Origin of the sequence: Helicobacter pylori HUP-B14 (genome assembly GCF_000259235.1) — a bacterium.
Classification (GTDB): Bacteria; Campylobacterota; Campylobacteria; order Campylobacterales; family Helicobacteraceae; genus Helicobacter; species Helicobacter pylori_CU.
Genome location: NC_017733.1, coordinates 1,479,077 through 1,498,100, shown reverse-complemented (window position 1 = coordinate 1,498,100; position 19,024 = coordinate 1,479,077). Strand labels below are relative to the sequence as shown.

The following is a 19,024-nucleotide window of genomic DNA, read 5'->3' as shown; positions in this document are numbered from 1 at the left end:
CGTTTAAAAGAAATTTTATTATAGCGAATTTTTAAGCCTTGTTAAGAATTTCTTCTAAAACCAGAGCGATTTTTTCCAAATCTTCTCCATTCAAGCTAAAGACTTCAAAACACACAAATGTGCATGAAATCCTTGTAATAACGCCTTTTTGAAAAAGCTTTAAATAAAGTTTCTCACTATTTAAAGCGCGGGTGTTTTTGGGCTGGATTTTCACGCAAAAGGATTCTAATTCTCTATCGGGCAAATTCCTTATTTTAGAAAAGCTAGAGGCTATGCTCACGTTCAATTCTAAAGGCTTTAAAAGAGCGTAGAGTTTGAGGGCTTTTTGCAATAACGCGTCTTTAGTTTGGTTCAATAACGCATGGATTGCAATTTCTTCTTGATGATTGACCCATGCTTTTAGGCTGCAAAAAAGCAAGGTGAGCGTGATTTTATCCACCCTTAAAACTCTATAAAGGGGGTGGTTTTTTAAGGTTTCAACCCGTTCTTTTTGCCCCATAATAATACCGGCTTGAACGCTGTTAAAGCATTTATCCGCGCTAAAGCTTAAAAGCGATGGTTTTAGGGCTAAAACCTCTTCTAAAGCCGTTCTGTTTAACAAATCCACATCCCCTAAATTGTAATAATCAATCAAATCATGCTCTTTAGCTAGGGCTTGCAAATCTTTAAAGGGCGTGTCTTTTTTAAAATGGGGGTTGTGGGTTTTAAAGAGCATTTTGCTGTTTTCATTCAAGGCTAAGCGGTAATCCCTTAAATAAGCGCGACTGGTATTCCCCACTAAATGCAGCCTAGCCCCACTACTCAATAAAATATTTTTAAGGTTAAAATCCCCCCCCACTAATTCGCCATAAGAAACAATGATTTCTTTTTCTTGCACTAAAGCGTTAGCGATGAGGAATATTGCGCTGGTGTTGTTATTCACAATCAAAATTTCTTCAGCGTTAAAACACGCCTTAAAGAGTTGTTTTAAAGGGGTTAAGCGGTTCTTTTTTTTAGCGGTGTTGAGATCGCATTCTAAATCAATGGGATGGGTTAAAACTTCTTTTAAATAAGGTTCAATCTTTTCATAAAATTGCGGGCTAAAAAACGATCGCCCATGATTTTCATCAAAAACGCTCGCGCTCGCATTGATGATTTTTTGATAAGGGCTTTTCAAAAGATCCGGGGTTATTTCGGGCGTTTCTTTAGTCGTGATGTTAGCCATGATGAAAGCGTTTGATTCCTTTTTTGAGAGTCTAAAATAAGCGTTATTTTAAACTAAACCCGCTAAATTTTTGATAAAACTACTTTTTTAAAATCCTTAAGAGCATCTTAATGAGCTTATTGAGCGAGCGGAACTTTTTCCATAGAGTTTGGCGGTTTCTATAAGGCCTTTTCATGCTTGTTTCCATGTTTAAAATTCAAAAAGAAATCCTAAGATTCCTTTCATTTTAGAACTGATAGGATACCTCAAAACGCGCGTTAAATCCAGGAGCCGGGAGCGCCATGCGCTTACCTTTAGGGATCATATCGCTCGCTGGAGCGTCCGCACTCGCTTGAAACACAGAAGTTTGATCCACATATTGCTTGTTTAAAATATTATTAAACACGGCTGAAATCCTTAAACCCTGCCATTTTTTAGAAGGCGGAGTCCAATTGATAAAGATATTATGCACGCCATACCCGGGTTTATGGATTTTGATCAAGCCGTATTGCGGGTAATAGATAGAATAGCCCTCATAATACATGTTAGTTACAAAGCGCGAGAGCCAAGTTAAAGTAAGCCCCCATCTGCGAACATCATAATCGGCTTTTAGGATAAACACATTCCCGGTTGTGGCAGCTAGAGCGTAAGTGTCCGCTAATAAATGCCCCCTAGCCGTTGGCCAAGAGCGAGCCACTGAGAAAGTCCCTAAGAAATTCTTATACCTCACATTCCCTGAAACTTCATAACCATAGATATTAATGGTTTCGGGCAAATTCCCTGACATGTTTTTTGCGGTCGCATTACCTCCTCCATTTTTAGAAGTGTCTTGCCCGTAGCTGTTGATGAAGTTATTGATGACTTGATAGAACGCTGCCCCGCGCACATTGAAATACTTGCTGTTGTAATCCACATTGAATTCCACATTTTGACCGATCGCAGGGCGCAAATTCCTTTGATAAATCACCGTAGGATCGCGCATCAAAACGCCATCGCCAGGCAAAGCCCCCTTAGTCACATACGCATAACTCACTTTCAAGCCAATGCTTTCAATGGGGTTATAAAGCACGGTTGCAGAAGGCGAGAAACCAGAAGTTACATGCGTGCGGCCGTTTTTGTCTAGCAAGGTGTAAATATCATAACGAGTTCCCGCACCCACGATCACATTGCTTAAAATGTTGTAGTTCGCTTGCATAAACCCTCCGATGATATTCCCAATCGCATGCGAATTTTGAGGCATGTTACGATAGAGCGGGTTAGGCGTGTTGAGATTTTGAGGGTATTGAGAGCTTTGATCGGTGTAGTAATGGCGGTAAGGCAAGCCCGGCCCGTTAGGGTCGTTAGGATCAATGTTGTTTTTATAATAGCCGTTTTTGCCTTTATCCAATCCAGAGAAAACGCTCAGGTTTTGATAAATCATGCCGTATTCAAACACATTCCCGTAATCTTCACTAATGGGGTGGGTTACTTTAACATTAACGCCTGAGTTGATTAAAAAAATCCTTCTGGCTAAAGTCCCTTCAGCGTCCGCATTCCCTAAAGTCCAATCGTTTGCGCTAGGGTTTTGAGCGTTAGGGGGGGTCATGTCATAATCAGGATTTTTAGGGACAAGCCCATGATAAACATTCGCGCTTGTAGAAAGCATGGTAGCGTTAAGCTGCCCATAGCCTGCTTGCGCCCCTCCACTAGAATCGCTAGCCCCTTGCCAGTTGATAGAATTAGGCGCGCCATAGCCTATTTGATACCCTCCATTATAAGGCCTGATAGCCCCTTGTGTGCATTGGCTGATATTATCTGGGTTATTACACCACTCTCTCACTTCAGGGATATAATCCGGGTTAGCCGGCTCGTTAGAATTGTAAGCGAAAGGATTCACCACAGGGTTATAATTGCCCCCCCTTACCCCTAAAAAGGCGGTGGATTCAACGCGCGGTTGGTTAAAATTAGGACCGCCTTCATGCTTGTATTTCAAGCTCAAATTGTGGTTGAAGTTGATCGTATGGGCTAATTCTTTCCCAAAGTCAATCACAAAGGGAGCTGGCTGGCTTCCTGGGTCATTGGCTTTGGAGAGAGCTGAAGTGGTGTTAGGGCGTAAAAGCCTTGTAGAATTGTCTCGTGTGAGGTTGTAGCTCACGCTAATGCTATCGGTTTCGTTGATATAGCCATTAATTTTAGCTAAAACGCTATTAACTTCGCTTGGAGTCCCTATGCCAATGTCGCTATTGCTCGGATCTTGCAAGTCAAAAGTAGGGTGGAAGAGATTCCTAAAGGCGTTGTTCCCGTCTCTGTAATAAAAAATATTTTGATGGTTGTAATAAGCGAGTATATCCCAATTTTTACCGCGATAGGCTGCAGTGGCGTTCATGCGGTATCCAAAGTTGGTGTAAAAGCCCGCTTCCGCTTTAGCGCCATAAGTTTGGTTCTTTCTTAAAAAGTCGTTAGCGTCAATCGTGGTGAAAGACAATTTACCCGCAACCGCGCCTGGACCTGCTGAAGCGTTTGCTGCCCCCTTAATCACTTCCACTTCTTTAATCATGTTAGGATCGATCACGGTGTTAGCGTCATGGTGGAAAATGTTACCATTTTGAGCGACGCCATCTATCGTTACCCTTAAGAGACGGCTCTCAATCCCCCTAACATAGATCTTTTGCGCCATCAAGCCTCCACTGGCCACATTCACATCCGCCCTAGTCCTAAAAATATCACGGATTTGGTTGCTTTGGCGCTGTTGGAGTTCTTTCCTGTCAATATACATTTTATTGTTGTATTCAAAGGTCCTTTCACCCTTAGTGGTTACCTTACCTAAAGTGTGGGTATTTTCTTGAGCTTGCAAACTGCTAGCGACAATACAAGAGACAAACACGATACGAAATTGATTTCTAAGCATTTCTTTTAGCCTTTTTATTTACTTTTTTCTAAAAATTTAGTCAAGTTTTGAACCTAAGGTTATTATTACATTATTCTATTTAATAATACCTTAAATTTGTTTTAGGATTAAGAAAATATGAAGAAAAATGTGATTAAAAAAGTTTTAGCATTTTATTGAGTGGTTGATTACTGAGCGGCCGAATCGATCACTATGCGTGAAGAAGCGCTGCTGATCCCTCTTAAAAAAGTTTGAGAAGACACATTGATTTCAGCGTTTTGGCGGAAAATATCGCTTGGCTGGTTGCTCTGGCGCTCTTCTAAATCACGGCGTTTGATGATAATGGTATTCCCCCATTGAAAAGGTCTATAAGCGTGCTTTTTTTTAATGACAAAATGAGGTTCTAAATCTAAAAATTGCGTGTAACTGGGGAAAAATAACGGCTCTAATAAAGGGTTTATGGGGTGCGCTTTTAAAGTAATAAGGAGGAAAAAGAGGCTAAAGATCGTTTTCATAGTAAATTTTCACGCTCGCCCCCACTTGAGAATTGGGAGAAATTTCTAACTTGCTGATTTTCAAATAAAGCTCAGAGATCTCCTCGTAGCGCGTTTTTAAAACATGGCTTAAATCTTTTAGGGCGTCTTCAATGAGAAGATATTGTTTTTCTTGCATCATCTTTTGAATAAGCTCTTGGATTTCCATGTAGTCTAAATAAGCCTTATTGGGTAATTCCGTGTAGAAAAGATCCAAATCCACGCTTATTTTTTGGGGTTTTAAGCGTTCAAACTCTAAAATCCCCAAAATCGTTTCAAACACGAAGTTATGGATATGGACGCCTTGTTTAGTTTTCATAAGACTTTCTTTTCTTTGCCGGTCAATAAATTAAAAATATTGCCCGCATGCTTGATAAGGGTAAAAATAAAAATAAGCACCATTGGCGTTTGCGTGCCGACTTCTTTAAGGATATTGACGCTATCTGGGATATGCATATAAGGCACAAAAAAGATAAGAACAGTCGCTGTGCCTACCCCTAGAATGCTAGCGAGTGAAGAGATTTTAAGCACCTTACCCACAAAAAACCACACCGTTAAGCCGATCAGGCTTTCAATAGGGATGAGCAACACCACAGAGCCCATGATCGTAGAAACGCCCTTGCCTCCATTGAAATTCAAAAAAGGCGAATAACAATGCCCTAAAATGCTCGCAATAGCGACCATCCATTGCAAACTATAATCCAACCCAAACAATTTGCTTAAAAACACCGCAAACATGCCTTTGAATAGATCCAAGATTAAGACTAATAAGGCCATTTGTTTGGCGTTGCTCACGCCCTTACTTTGTAAAGCGCGTAAGACATTTGTCGCGCCAATACCGCCCGATCCGATTTTAGTAATATCCATGCCGTAAAAGATTTTCATTAACGCATAGCCAAAAGGAATCCCCCCAATCAAATAGCCCAAAAGGGTGAAAATCACATTGATATTGGTTAGGAAATTTAAAACGCTTTCCATAAATACCCCTTCAAATAAAATAGCGATCATTATAACATGTTGCTTTTTAAGTGAAAGCGTTAAGTTGTTAGGGTATAGTGGCTTAAAAATTTTAGGATATTGAGAATGCTTGAAACTTCTAGCCATTTTTTAAAATCGTTTCGTTTGAAGCGTTATATAGGGTTTTTATTGATTTCTTTAGCGCTATTAATCACGCCCTTTGTTCGCATTGATGGGGCGCATTTGTTTTTGATCTCTTTTGAGCATAAGCAATTGCATTTTTTAGGCAAGATCTTTAGCGCTGAAGAATTGCAAGTCATGCCTTTTATGGTTATTTTGCTTTTTATAGGGATTTTTTTCATCACCACTAGCCTTGGGCGTGTGTGGTGCGGGTGGGCTTGCCCGCAAACCTTTTTAAGGGTGCTTTATAGAGATGTGATTGAAACCAAGATTTTCAAACTCCATAAAAAGATCAGCAACAAGCAAGAAAGCCCTAAAAACACCCCAAGCTATAAGATCCGTAAAGCATTAAGCGTTTTATTGTTCGTTCCTGTTGTGGCGGGGCTAATGATGTTGTTTTTCTTTTATTTCATCGCCCCTGAAGACTTTTTTATGTATCTTAAAAACCCTAGCGATCACCCTGTTGCTATGGGTTTTTGGCTTTTTAGCACGGCTGTGGTGCTGTTTGATATAGTGGTGGTTGCGGAGCGTTTTTGCATTTATTTATGCCCTTACGCTAGGGTGCAATCGGTGTTGTATGACAATGACACCTTAAACCCCATTTATGATGAAAAGCGCGGCGGAGCGCTTTATGACAATCAGGGCCGCCTTTTTCCCTTACCCCCCAAAAAACGCAGTGCAGAAAACGAATGCGTGAATTGCTTGCATTGCGTGCAGGTTTGTCCCACGCATATTGACATTAGAAAGGGCTTGCAATTAGAATGCATCAATTGCTTAGAATGCGTGGATGCATGCACGATTACTATGGCTAAGTTCAAGCGCCCTTCACTCATCCAATGGTCTTCAACCAACGCCATTAACACGCGCCAAAAAGTGCGCCTAGTGCGTTTAAAAACGATCGCTTACATGGGGGTTATCGCTATTGTGATAGCTCTTTTAGCCATCACTTCGTTTAAAAAAGAACGCATGCTCTTAGACATTAACCGCAACAGCGATCTGTATGAAATACGCTCTAGTGGGTATGTGGATAACGATTACGTGTTTTTATTCCATAACACGGACAATAAAGACCATGAGTTTTATTTCAAAATTTTAGGGCAAAAAGACATTCAAATCAAAAAGCCTTTAAACCCTATCGCCATTAAAGCCGGGCAAAAGATCAAAGCGGTGGTGATTTTACGAAAACCCCTAAAGGGTAACGCCACAGAATACAAGAACGCTAAAGATGCTTTAATCCCTATCACAATACAAGCTTATAGCACAGACGATAAGAATATTACGATAGAAAGGGAATCGGTGTTTATTGCACCCAGTGAAGATTGAAGCCTAAAACTAGCGTTCAATCACTTCATAAGGCAAGCCTTGTTTGATCAATTCTTCCATGAAAGGATCGGTGTTTAATTCTTCTATGTTAAACACCCCGGCCCTAAAATGATCCGCGCTCCAAGTGTCATTACAAATCATTTTAGCCGCGCACATCGCTGGCACGCCGGTGGTGTAGCTTATGGCTTGCGAACCCACTTCTTCATAGCATTTTTTGTGATCGCACACGTTGTAAATGTAGAGCGTTTTGTCTTGGTTGTTTTTAATGCCGGTCATATAGCACCCGATGTTGGTTTTACCGGTGGTGTCTTTAGCCAGAGTGGCCGGATCAGGAAGCAAGGTTTTTAAAAATTGTATCGGCACGATTTTTACGCCTTGATGTTCTATTTCTTTAATGCCTAGCATGCCGACATTTTCCAAGCATTTCATGTGGGTTAAATAATTTTGAGAGAAAGTCATAAAAAACCTCGCCCTCCTTAAGCCCTTAATGTTTTTGACTAACGATTCCAATTCTTCATGGTATAAAAGATACGAATCCATTTCGCCAATCTGCGGATAAGCCCACACCTGCTTGATTTCTAAAGGCTTGGTTTCAATCCATTTGCCATTTTCATAATAACGCCCTTTAGAGCTGACTTCTCTCAAATTGATTTCAGGGTTAAAATTCGTGGCAAAAGGGCGTTTGTGATCCCCAGCGTTGCAATCTAAAATATCTAAAGTGTGGATAGTGTCAAAATGGTGTTTTTGAGCGTGAGCGACATAAGCGTTAGTCACGCCCGGATCAAACCCAGCCCCTAAAATCCCTAAAATCCCCACTTCTTTATAGGCCTTATCAAACGCCCATTGCTCTTTGTATTCAAACTTCGCTAAATCCGGATGCTCGTAATTGGCGGTATCAATGTAATGCGTTTTAGTCTCTAAACATGCTTGCATGATCGTTAAATCTTGATAGGGTAAAGCCACATTAACAACGACTTTAGGCTTGTGTTTTTGGATTAAAGCGACTAAGGCTTGCGTATCATCGGCATCCACTTGCTCAACGCCAATTTCCCCCAAACCCTTTTTGAGCATGCTTTCTTTAATCGCATGGCATTTGTCTAAACTCCTGCTCGCCAAAATGATATTTTTAAACACATCTCTGTTCATGCCCATTTTGTGCGCTACCACACTGCCTACGCCACCAGCTCCAATTTGTAATACTGTATGCAAGGAACACCTACTTTCTAACTGATCTCGTTCTTTTAGGGGGGTATTATATTATAATAAGATAAATTTGATTAATAAGGATGCAAGCTTGCAAGAAATTAAATTAGACATTTATGCCACTTTAGTGTGCATGGTTTTGGTGTTACTTTTGGGGCGTTATGTGATTTCTAAAGTCAAGTTTTTAAGAGATTATGATATTCCAGAGCCTGTTGTGGGTGGGGTTTTAGTCGCTTTTTTTATCATGCTGACCCACCATTTTTATAATTTTGATTTGCGTTTTGACTCTTCCCTAAAAGATCCTTTAATGCTGACTTTTTTTATCACCATTGGTTTGAGCGCGGATTTCAAATCTTTACAAAAAGGCGGGAAAATGCTTGCAGTTTTTTTGCTGGCTGTGGCGGGGTTTGTGGTGTGCCAAAATGCAGTGGGGATTTCTATCGCTAGCCTTTTAGGGGTCAATCCTTTAATGGGGCTTTTAGGGGGATCGATCGCTTTAGTGGGTGGGCATGGCACTAGCGCGGCATGGGCTAATTTTTTCACCCAAGCGCCTTATGATTTTAATTCTAGCCTAGAAGTGGGTATGGTGTGTGCGACTTTTGGCTTGGTGAGCGGGGGGATTATTGGGGGGCCTGTCGCTAAATATTTGATCTCAAAATACAAATTAGAACCTAAAGACACTAAAGAAAAAGACGCTTTAGAGGGCGTGGTGTCTAAAGGTTTTGAAACCCCTAAAGAGCAGCGCCTAATCACCGCATCCAGTTTTGTAGAAACCTTAGCTCTCATTGCAATAGCTTTATTAGTGGGGACTTTTTTATCGCATCTGATGCCTAAAAGTTTCACTTTGCCGACTTTCGTGTGGTGTTTGTTTGTGGGGGTTATCTTAAGGAACGCTTTGTCGTTTTTTAAAATCCATAGCGTGTTTGACAGAGAGGTTTCAGTTATAGGGAACGTGAGCTTGAGCCTGTTTTTAGCCTACGCTTTAATGAGCGTGAATTTATTGGAATTGTTAAAACTCGCTGTGCCGTTAGCGGTTATTTTGAGCGTTCAAGTGGCGGTTATGATCCTTTACGTGGTGCTTGTAACCTTTAGGGTATGCGGGAAGGATTATGATGCGGCGGTGTTGTGCGCGGGGCATTGCGGTTTTGGGCTTGGAGCGACCCCAACGGCTATGGTGAATATGCAAACCATCACCAACCACTATGGGCCATCGCATGTAGCGTTTATCGTCGTGCCTTTAGTGGGAGCGTTTTTTGTTGATATTATTAACGCTTTAGCGATTAAAGGCTTTTTGCTTTTGCCTTTTTTCCCTAGTTAAACCATGAAACTTTATGAGAGTTTATTAGAAACTTGCTTGAATAAGGCATGGGAGTATCAAACCCTAGCCTTAGAAAATCCGAGCGTGGCTTGCATGGTGTTAGATAAAAACCATGAGATCTTGAGTTTAGAAACCCACAAAAAAGCCAAAACCCCGCATGCAGAAGTCTTAGCCGCCAAATCAGCGTTAAAGATTTTACGCCCCCATTTAAAAAACGATTTAGAAAAATTAGAAGACCCTAAAATTTTAAGCGATTTTTTAAAAACGCGCCACGATAACGCCTTTAAAGACTGCGTTTTTTTAATCACCCTAGAGCCATGCAATTCTTACAATAAAACCCCAGCGTGCAGCGGATTATTAGAAATTTTAAAGCCTAAAAAAGTGGTCATTGCCGCAGAAGAAAACGAAGCTAAAAAAGGGGGTTTAGCAAGGTTGCAAAAGGCTCACATTGAAACAATGATTTGCCGCAATTTAGAAAACAAGGCTAAGGATTTGCTCTTGCCTTTTAGGATAATGGAACAAAAGGGGCGTTTTAATTTGTTCAAACTCGCTTTAAGGATGAATGGGGATTATCATCATGGCAAGATCACTGGGCCAAAAAGCGTTATTTTCACGCACAACCAGCGAGCGGTATGCGACACTCTCATCATTTCTGGGAAAACCATAAGAACGGATAACCCCTTATTAGACACCCGCTTTTGCGATAATTTTTATCAAGGTAAAAACCCCAATATCGCTATTTTATCCAAGCGTTCAATTGATCCCAATTCAAAAGTCTTTTTTGCACCCAATCGTTTGGTTAATACTTTCCATGACCCTAAAGATTTACCCCTAAATAAAGGGTTTAATTTCATTGAAGGGGGGTGGGGATTGTTTGAAAATTTGAGGGATAAAATTGATGTATTGCTTTTGCATTCGCATGCGTCTATGATTAGCGAAGCGTTTAATACGCTCGCTTTAAAAACCCCTTTTAAGGGGCGGTTGTTGCATGTGCAAATCTTAGAAAATGAAGCCCTTTTATGGATAGAAAACTCTTAAGATTATACCAGCCCTTAAACGCTTATTCTTACAATAGCGATTCGCTTTTTTTATACGATTTTTCACGCCCTTTTATCAAAAATAGTGGTGCGATTTTAGACATAGGCTCAGGGTGTGGGGTTCTAGGCTTGCTCTGCGCTAGAGACAACCCGCTAGCGAGCGTTCATTTAGTGGAAAAGGATAGCAAAATGGCGTTTTGCTCCCAAAAAAACGCCCTTAAATTCCCTAACGCTCAAGTGTTTGAGGGCGATTTTTTAGATTTCAACCCCCCGATTTTGTATGATGCGATTGTGTGCAACCCTCCTTTTTATGCCTTAGGCTCTATCAAATCTCAAATTAAAGGGCATGCGAGGCACCAGAGCGAATTAGACTTCGCTTCTTTAGTGGCTAAAGTGAAAAAATGCCTGAAACCTAAAGGGTATTTTATTTTTTGCTATGAAGCCTTGTCGCTTTGCTTGGTGGTAGAGGGTTTAAAAAGCACTAAGCTCACGCTAGAGGCTTTAAGGTTTGTCCAAAGTTTTAAAGACAAAAACGCCCATTTGATGCTTGGAGCGGCTAGGAATAATTCCAAAAGCGTTCTAAAAGTTTTGCCCCCTTTAATCACGCACCATTCCAAAAACCAAAGCGACAACACCAAAGAAGTTTTAAGCATCTATCAAATTTGTAACACTTATTCTATCAAAGCGCTTCTAAACTAGCGCCCTTAAATTAAGGATTAAAAAAATGAAATGTTCGCATTGCCAGTTGGAGTTTAAAGAAAGTGAGCTTTTTAAAGAGACCATTAATCACAAGGAATTGTATTTTTGCTGCACGGGGTGTGCTAGGGTGTATGCGTTATTGTTGGATTTGAATTTAGAGAGCTTTTATGACAAATTAAACGATTCCACTTTAGCCCCCGTAACGCCCCAAGATTCAATGAGCGCTTTGGAATTAGAACAAGCCCTTGAAGAAAACAATAAAAGCGATTTTATCCTTAATCTTTTGCTAGAAAAAACGCATTGCAACGCTTGCTTGTGGCTCAATCAAAAGGTTTTAGAGCGCTTAAAGGGGGTTAAAAAAGTGAGCGTGAATTTCACCACCCACCACTTGCAAATCGTGTTTGAGAAGTCTTTAAACCCTAAAGAGATTATTCAAAAGATTGAGAGTTTGGGCTATGGGGCTAAAATTTATAACGCAAAAAATTACGCTCTAAAAGCCCAAAAAGAGCAGCGCTCCTATTTGCTCACTTTAAGCGTGGGGTTTTTTGCCACCATGAATTTGATGTTTATTGCAATTGCCAAGTATGCAAGTTATGGTAGCGCGAGTTATGGTGGCGCGAGTTATGGCACTGGCATGGATAAGCTTATGCAAAGGAATTTGGATCTCGTATCGCTCTTTTTAAGCTTGTTGGTGTTAGTGGTGGTGGGGCGTTTTTTCATTAAGGGGGCGTTTTATGGGCTAAAAAATGGCGTTTTGGGCATGGATTTGAGCGTGTCTTTTGGGGCGTTATCGGCGTTTGTTTATTCCATTTATGCGATGTTGGTGTCTCAAGAGACTTATTTTGAAGCGAGCAGCACGATTTTAACGCTTGTTTTTGGCTCTAAGTTTTTGGAATTAAAAGCCAGGCTGTTTGCGAATGAAAAATGTTTGGCCCTAGAATCGCATGAAATCCATAGCGTGATCGTTGTAGAAAAGGACAAGCAGATAGAAAAACACCCTAAAGATGTGGCGATAGGCTCTGTTGTTTGGGTGCCAAGCGGGGCTAAAATCGCACTAGATGGCGTGCTTTTAAGTAATGCGAGCGTGGATGCATCTTTGATCAGTGGGGAGTTTAAGCCTTTGGAATTGGGGGTTAATGATCCAATTTTAGGGGGTTATGTGAATGTGGGCGTGCCTTTTAGCTATCAAGTGAGCGCGACTTTTCAAAACTCACGCCTTTCTGGTTTGTTAGAAACTTTAAAAAAGAGTTTTTTAGAAAAGCCCTTAATTGAGAGCAGCGCGAATAAAATTGCGGATATTTTTTCTAAAGCGGTGTTGTTTTTAGCCTTTGTAAGCTTTTTATTATGGCAATTTGGTTTGGGGGGTGATTTTGAAAAAGCCTTAATGGTGTGTATTAGCGTGTTAGTCATCAGTTGCCCTTGCGCGTTCGCCTTGGCTACGCCCATTGCGTTAGTGATAGGGGTGTTTAAAAACCCTTTGATCGTGTTTAAAGAAGCGTTGTTTTTAGAAACTCTGGCTAAAGTGAAAAAAATCTTTATAGACAAAACCGGCACCCTCACGCAAAAAGAAGTCCTTTTAAAAGAAAAAATCATTTATGAAGGATTTGATGGAAGGCTTTTGAAGAGCCTTTTAAAAACCAGGGAGCATTTAGCCCATAGCGCGATTCTTAAATCATTAGATGGCGATGAGGTTAATTTAGAAAAGATAGAGTTTTTCGCTCATGGCTTAAAAGCGAATTATCAAAATGAAACCCTGCTAGTGGGGAGCTTGAAATTTTTAAACGCTATGGGGGTTAATATAAAGGCTAAAGAGAGCGCTAATATCATGGTAGGCTTTGCGAAAAATAAGACTTTATGCGCGTTATTCATTTTAGAAGAGCGTTTGAAAAATAACGCTAAAGAAGTCGTTCAGGCTTTACAAAATCAAGGCTTAGAATTAGAAATTTTAAGCGGGGATAATGAAAGCTCGGTTAAGGAGTGCGCGAAAAAATTAGGGATTTCTAAATATCATGCCAATCTGACCCCTGAAGATAAGGCTCAAACCATCAGTTCTTATCAGGGCGTGTGCGCGATGATAGGCGATGGCAATAATGACGCGCTAGCCTTAAAACAAGCGAGCGTTTCTTTGGGGTTTGAAAAAAGCGCTTTGAGTAAAAGCGCATGCGATATTTTGCTTTTAGAAGAGGATTTGAGTTTGCTAGAAAAAGCGTTTCATAACGCTCAAAAAGTCTATCAAGTGGTGTTGCAAAACATTGTTTTAAGCTTGATTTATAACGCTATTTTAATCCCGGTCGCTATGCTAGGATACATTAACCCTTTAATAGCGAGTTTGAGCATGAGCGCTAGCTCGCTCTTAGTGGTCTTAAATTCTTTGAGGTTGAAACGCTCTTAAACAAACCACATCGTTTTGGCTAAAATGGCGATTAAAAAACCAAAAGTTAGAGCGATAGGGTGGATATATTTACCAATAGGGTTTTTCTTGCCCAAAAACTTACACGATAAAGAAAAAAGCACCAAAAGAAAAATGCTTAACGCTAAAATCACTTTAAGCATGAGTATCTTTTGAAAAGGAGTTTCACACCAGCCTTTATCGCCCCCCATGTATTGGCTAAGCATCATGCCCCCTGTTAAAACAAGCCCTAAAACGCATAAGGGCATGATTTTGATCGCTCTTTGAGCGATTCCTGCATTTGCCTTATTGGCAAACTCTTCGCCAAACATTTTCTTCACATTAGGGAAAATTACCCCATCAAAAAACAAGTAGCCAATAAAAATAATGGCGCACAATAAATGAACAACCAACACATAAGGATAAATCGCATCCATTTAAAATCCTTTATTCATGGGAAAATTAAAGAGTTTTTAATCTACTATAAAAGGGTTTTATTGTCAAGTATCCCACTATTATGGGAATTTTAGGGGTGGTTTTTGTTTGACTTTTAAGATTGCAATTAGCTATAATAAAATAATTAAAAAAGTAACACTTAAGCGGAGACCCTAGAGAGTGATGCTCAATTTTATGACAAAGAAGAAAAATAGAATGCAAGATTGCAAAATGGTTGGTAAAAATTTTAATCGTAAGGAATCTGTTTTGATAGCTCAATCTTTAGATATTTCTAAAAAAGGCTCGGTAATTTTAGGTACTCTTTTGAGTTCGTTATGGCTGACAAACCCCTTAAATGCCCATGAAAAGAATGGCGCGTTTGTGGGGATTAGCTTGGAAGTGGGTAGGGCTGATCAAAAGACCAACGCTTATAAAAACGGCGAGTTGTTTCAAGTGCCTTTTGGCGATGTTTCAGCCAATGATAATGGTAAAGTCCCTGACGGGCAGACCGGTGGCTGCCAGCCAGCTTCAGGGACGCCAGGAACGCCAGGCTACACTAAAGCTAACTGCGTGGTCAATTGGACTTCTCGCACCATGCTTAGCACCAACAAAAACATTCCTGGTCGTAACCAGCCGATGTATGGGCTAGGCGTGATGACAGGCTATAAGCATTTTATGGGTAAAAAAAGGTGGTTTGGGCTGCGCTATTATGGCTTTTTTGATTATGGGCATACCAATTTCTCTAACTCCAGAGCCGCTAACGCTATATCGCCTTTTTATTTGAGCGATCAAAAAGCCGACATGTATACTTATGGTTTTGGCACAGACATGCTTTTTAATATTATAGACAAGCCTAAAGCCACGGCCGGGTTTTTTGTGGGCGTGAATTTTGCGGGTAACACTTGGACTAATAATCGTGTGGGGTATTTTAAGGACGGGTATGTTTATGGCGTCAATACGGACGCTGACGCTTACATGACTAACGCTGATGGCACAATCACTTGCGGGGACACGACGCCGGCGAGTTGTAATGTGGGGATTAACCCTAATAGCGTCTATACCACAGGAAAATTAAACGCTAAGGTGAATCACACGATTTTCCAATTTTTAGTGAATGTGGGCATTAGAACCAATATTTTTGAACACCATGGCATTGAGTTTGGTATCAAAATCCCCACGCTCCCTAATCACTTTTTCAAAGGTTCTACCACTATCAAAGAGCAAAGCCAAGGCCCGCTAAAAGACGGCAAACCAACCACTATCACAGGAGCAGAAACCAATTTCAGCTTGACCCAAACCTTACGCCGTCAGTATTCTATGTATTTGCGCTATGTTTATACTTTTTAAGTTTGGTAGGGGTTTTAGGCAAGGCTTATAGCTTATATATGAATATATGAAAGCTTGATTTGTCAAGCTTTAGGGTTGTCATTGAGCTGTAATAACTCTATGCTGTTTTCTACTTTTTTGATAAAATCATTAATAGCATAACAACATATATTAATATTGTCTTTGAATTGGGCAAATTCCGCGTATTCTTTGGTATCATCATGGATATTTGGAGCTACAAAAACACTAAATTTTTCTCTAATATCGGTGCTATTTTTAATCAATTCTTTTAAATGTCTGGCAATAGGTATCATTTCGCTTTGACTTCTATCCCTAATCAAGCTCACTTCTATATAACTTTGGGCTTTTGTGTCCATAGCTACAATATCAGGTTTATTACCGCTTGCTGTGTATACGGGCAAGCCTTCATCATCGCTTTTATAATTGGGTATCACGCTTAGATTTTCAAAATGTTGTTTCAAGAAAATAGTGCTTAAAAATTCCAAGCGTAAAGGTTTATCAATGAGTCTTAAAAAACTATCTTTTGATTCTTGCTTGTTACAAGTAATGAGTAATTCTTGCTTGATAAAATCTTTAGTATAAGTGGTTGCTAGTTCATTCAATTTGCTTGATTTAACGCTCTCATTAGCGCTGATTGGAGTAACGCTAACAAGAAAGCTATCCACGATTGCCATGTAGTTAAAAAAGGCTAGTTTGTTAGCTTGAGTGTCGTTTAAATAATCTCCCTTAAAAGCCTTATGGGTTTGTAAAATGTAATCTATTTTATTATTTTCATTAGTATTAATATCAATAAACCTACCATTACCACGCAATGAAATAAGTCCTGTAATACACATTTTTCTAATGTATTCATCAACGGCTTCGTTAGTGATTTGGCTCATTTTAAATCGTGTTTTATTAACACTTTCTAAAAGATTTAGGCATTTTTCATAGATAAATTCATCTGAGTAGCTGAATTCTGTTTTATTGATAGTAACAATTTCTTGTCTTAAACGAATAATGTAGTCATAAAGCCCATTAGCGTTATCGTCTTTCCAACAAAGTAAAATAGGGATTTCTTTGACAGATAGGGGGGTTAGATGGGCATTTTTGAGTCGTTTTAAAAGCGAGAGCAATAGTTTGAAAGGGTTGTTATGGTTTAAGTTCTTTTTGTAAGGGTTTCCTACTTCATATTCAGACAGAGCGTTTAAAAATATAGCCCCAACTATTTTGTTTTTTAAAAGTTCATTGTTGGGCTTGTTAAAAAAATTATTTATTTAAGTCAATAACACTATTCCATGCAAGCTTGTGTTCCTCGTTGATTTCCGTATTTTGTGAGATATTTTTAAGATAATTGTTTATAAAATTTTCTGTGTTTTTAATCAGTCTTAAATAATACCTTAAAGTATCATAAATCCCATTAACAATTACTTGACAACCATGTTCATGTTCAATTTTATCTGTAATTTTTTGTAATTCTGCTTTATTTTGAATAGGTAAAGTGCTTAATATATAATATCTTTTAATAGGTGTTTGAGCAATTTTCTTATAAGAATCTTGTAATATAATGCTGTCTATAGCAATATTAAATTTAATCTCTATAACTTCAAACAATTGTTTTTGTTCATCTAAAATTACAATATCTCCGGCATTGCCACTGCTTTTATCACAACTATAATGAGAATCTAAAGGTTTTAAGCTTTTATTAGTAAAACGCTCTAATTCCAAAATTAGACATTCATATAGACTAAACAAAGCTACCACAGGCAGTATAGAAGCTCCCCTACTTTTATAAGTGAAGTTAAAATGTTTTTGCAGGGTATTGATAATAAAGTCTATAGTATAACTAGATTCCTTTATGGTGGGTTTAACAAGAATAATGGCTTTTTTAGTTTTCTCCCTAATGCTTAAATAAAATAGGGCTTTTAAGTATAGTATAGATAAGTTTGGATTTTTTTCTATATCATCTAAGATTTCTAAAAACGCTTTTTTAACAGCAATATTTGAAATTTTTCCCGGATAGTCTAGTGTATATGGCAAATTTTGTTCCAAACTTCTTGTGAGCCATCCACTCTCTTTCATAGCCCCTAGAAATTGTTTTTGTTTTAAAAAAGGTGTGATAAATTTAGTATCAAAACTTCTACCACTATACCCATTATCCATATTTGCTTGATGAAATCTAATATCTTGATTGGGGTAGTTGCTCTTATAAACTAAACTCGTAATTAAAACCGTATAAACACCTTTAAATGTTTCTTCTTTTTCAACAATCGTTTGGGTTTTTTGGAGTTGTATTTCGCTTAAACCCAAGCTGTCTAAATTTTTTAAGCTCACGCATTCTTTATAAATTTTTTCTAAAAATTCCAAAGTTTTATTTTGCATGTTATTTTCCTTAAGGGGTTGTTTGTAAAATTGATTTAACACTTCTTTTATAATAGCCTTAACCATAGGAACGCATATGCTATTACCAATGCGTTCATAAAGCTGTGAATTTGTACCGATTTTTTTGAAATCTTTAGGAAACCCCATAAAAGAAAAACATTCATTTATGGTTAATTTTCTCACTAAATTATTAATATAGATAAAGTAGCGACCGCTTTGTTCTTGACTGGCAAGTGTTGGGTGTATTCCCCCTGCATGATAAATTCTATTAGGCTGTTTATGAACCCTACTTAAGTGTTCCGTATTTTCTCTTGTGCCCTTAGTGCGGATTTTCTTATTACGATAGCCACAAAAAATGAGTCCTGAATTTTGTCTTTTGAGCAATTGGCTATCTAACAATGTGTATTCATGGGGTTTTAAAATTTCAAAATAACCACTCTTATCTAAAAAATTTTGCATGCTAATAATAGGATTTTTTTTGATAGGATTAAAATCAAATACTTGAGAACCCAAATATCCTACAATGATAATTCTTTCTCTGTTTTGTGGGACTGAAAAATCTTTAGCGTTTAAAATTTTATAACTAACACTATAACCTAAATTACTAAGGGCTTGTAACATTACAAATAGTGTGTTGCCTTTATTGTGTTTTAAGAGATTTTTTACATTTTCTAAGATAAAAATTTTTGGCTTTTTATTTTCTAGAATTCTACAAATATCAAAAAACAGCGTTCCTCTTGTTGTATCTTCAAAACCTTTTTGTTTGCCGCATACTGAGAATGCTTGACAAGGAAACCCTGCACATAAAATATCAAAATTTGGCATAGTATTTGGATTTAAAATAGTAATATCACAAGTGGAGTCATCATTAAAATTCGCTTTATACATGGCTATAGCATGGGGGTTATTCTCTGCACTAAAAACACATTTTAAGCCCAAAGAATCTAAAGCAAGTCTAAAGCCACCGATACCTGCAAATAAATCTGCATAAGTTAACAAACAAGCATTCCTATAAAATTTTGATTTCTTGGAAAATACTATAGCAAAAATGCTATAAAAATCAACATGATCGCAATAAACGAGTCTTTTTATCAAACTCTCAATACCCACTCTATAAGCTTGGTTTTTGAGCCGATATACCGGCGGTTTTTTAGATTAAATCTTTCCACTAGTCACCTTTAAGCTAAGAGAAT

The 19,024-nt window shown here is 38.7% G+C and carries 15 protein-coding genes and 1 pseudogene; 6 read left to right on the top strand and 10 right to left on the bottom strand.

Features of this window, described 5'->3' with window-relative positions; all coding sequences use genetic code 11:
* Positions 1-31 precede the first annotated feature (31 nt).
* The 5 genes from HPB14_RS07235 to plsY all read right to left on the bottom strand — a co-directional run bounded on the left by HPB14_RS07235 (position 32) and on the right by plsY (position 5,560).
* Positions 32-1,204, bottom strand: coding sequence for an aminotransferase class V-fold PLP-dependent enzyme (locus HPB14_RS07235; RefSeq protein WP_001284233.1), 1,173 nt, complete (start codon positions 1,202-1,204; stop codon positions 32-34).
* Positions 1,205-1,430: 226 nt separating this feature from the next.
* Positions 1,431-4,070, bottom strand: coding sequence for a TonB-dependent receptor (locus HPB14_RS07230; RefSeq protein WP_000945792.1), 2,640 nt, complete (start codon positions 4,068-4,070; stop codon positions 1,431-1,433).
* A gap of 167 nt (positions 4,071-4,237) precedes the next feature.
* Positions 4,238-4,564, bottom strand: coding sequence for a Plug domain-containing protein (locus tag HPB14_RS07225; protein ID WP_000848479.1), 327 nt, complete (start codon positions 4,562-4,564; stop codon positions 4,238-4,240).
* Complete coding sequence (locus tag HPB14_RS07220) at positions 4,548-4,901, bottom strand: dihydroneopterin aldolase (RefSeq protein ID WP_000850872.1); 354 nt, start codon at positions 4,899-4,901, stop codon at positions 4,548-4,550. Before HPB14_RS07220 ends, HPB14_RS07225 begins: the two co-directional genes overlap by 17 nt.
* Complete coding sequence (gene plsY, locus HPB14_RS07215) at positions 4,898-5,560, bottom strand: glycerol-3-phosphate 1-O-acyltransferase PlsY (RefSeq protein WP_001874782.1); 663 nt, start codon at positions 5,558-5,560, stop codon at positions 4,898-4,900. Before plsY ends, HPB14_RS07220 begins: the two co-directional genes overlap by 4 nt.
* A gap of 105 nt (positions 5,561-5,665) precedes the next feature.
* Between plsY and ccoG the strand changes: the two genes are divergently transcribed.
* On the top strand, positions 5,666-7,042 hold the full coding sequence (gene ccoG / locus HPB14_RS07210; protein WP_000894875.1) for a cytochrome c oxidase accessory protein CcoG: 1,377 nt from the start codon (positions 5,666-5,668) through the stop codon (positions 7,040-7,042).
* A 9-nt stretch (positions 7,043-7,051) separates the two neighbouring features.
* Here the strand turns inward: ccoG and HPB14_RS07205 are convergent, their stop codons facing one another.
* Complete coding sequence (locus HPB14_RS07205) at positions 7,052-8,251, bottom strand: saccharopine dehydrogenase family protein (protein WP_000557653.1); 1,200 nt, start codon at positions 8,249-8,251, stop codon at positions 7,052-7,054.
* 85 nt (positions 8,252-8,336) lie between these two features.
* Here HPB14_RS07205 and gltS point away from each other — a divergent pair, with 85 nt between their 5' ends.
* Genes gltS through HPB14_RS07185 form a run of 4 tightly spaced genes read left to right on the top strand, consistent with a single transcriptional unit; the run spans position 8,337 to position 13,691 of the window.
* Positions 8,337-9,563 carry a sodium/glutamate symporter gene (gene gltS, locus HPB14_RS07200; protein WP_001156057.1) on the top strand — a complete coding sequence of 409 codons (1,227 nt, stop codon included), beginning with the start codon at positions 8,337-8,339 and terminating at the stop codon, positions 9,561-9,563.
* Between the two features lie 3 nt (positions 9,564-9,566).
* Entirely contained in the window at positions 9,567-10,601 is a 1,035-nt protein-coding gene (locus HPB14_RS07195) for a dihydrofolate reductase family protein (protein ID WP_000780710.1), read from the top strand.
* Positions 10,583-11,299, top strand: coding sequence for a tRNA1(Val) (adenine(37)-N6)-methyltransferase (locus tag HPB14_RS07190; protein WP_000375321.1), 717 nt, complete (start codon positions 10,583-10,585; stop codon positions 11,297-11,299). Before HPB14_RS07195 ends, HPB14_RS07190 begins: the two co-directional genes overlap by 19 nt.
* A 25-nt stretch (positions 11,300-11,324) precedes the next feature.
* Complete coding sequence (locus HPB14_RS07185; RefSeq protein ID WP_000650184.1) at positions 11,325-13,691, top strand: heavy metal translocating P-type ATPase; 2,367 nt, start codon at positions 11,325-11,327, stop codon at positions 13,689-13,691.
* Here HPB14_RS07185 and HPB14_RS07180 read toward each other — a convergent pair.
* On the bottom strand, positions 13,688-14,125 hold the full coding sequence (locus tag HPB14_RS07180; protein ID WP_000338859.1) for a CopD family copper resistance protein: 438 nt from the start codon (positions 14,123-14,125) through the stop codon (positions 13,688-13,690). The genes HPB14_RS07185 and HPB14_RS07180 overlap by 4 nt on opposite strands.
* A 181-nt stretch (positions 14,126-14,306) precedes the next feature.
* On the opposite strand from HPB14_RS07180, the gene HPB14_RS07175 reads away from it, so the two are divergent.
* On the top strand, positions 14,307-15,470 hold the full coding sequence (locus tag HPB14_RS07175) for an outer membrane protein (RefSeq protein WP_195182600.1): 1,164 nt from the start codon (positions 14,307-14,309) through the stop codon (positions 15,468-15,470).
* Positions 15,471-15,532: 62 nt separating this feature from the next.
* Here HPB14_RS07175 and HPB14_RS07170 read toward each other — a convergent pair whose 3' ends face one another.
* The 3 genes and pseudogenes from HPB14_RS07170 to HPB14_RS08505 all read right to left on the bottom strand — a co-directional run.
* Positions 15,533-16,726: an AlwI family type II restriction endonuclease gene (locus HPB14_RS07170; RefSeq protein ID WP_267470967.1), complete on the bottom strand. Its 1,194-nt coding sequence runs from the start codon at positions 16,724-16,726 to the stop codon at positions 15,533-15,535.
* Positions 16,719-18,941, bottom strand: a complete 2,223-nt coding sequence (locus HPB14_RS07165; protein ID WP_228839831.1) for a DNA cytosine methyltransferase — start codon at positions 18,939-18,941, stop codon at positions 16,719-16,721. The genes HPB14_RS07170 and HPB14_RS07165 overlap by 8 nt, the downstream gene beginning before the upstream one ends.
* Positions 18,935-19,000, bottom strand: a pseudogene (locus HPB14_RS08505) (type II methylase); the annotation flags it as partial. The gene HPB14_RS07165 and the pseudogene HPB14_RS08505, both read right to left, overlap by 7 nt.
* Between the last annotated feature and the right edge of the window lie 24 nt (positions 19,001-19,024).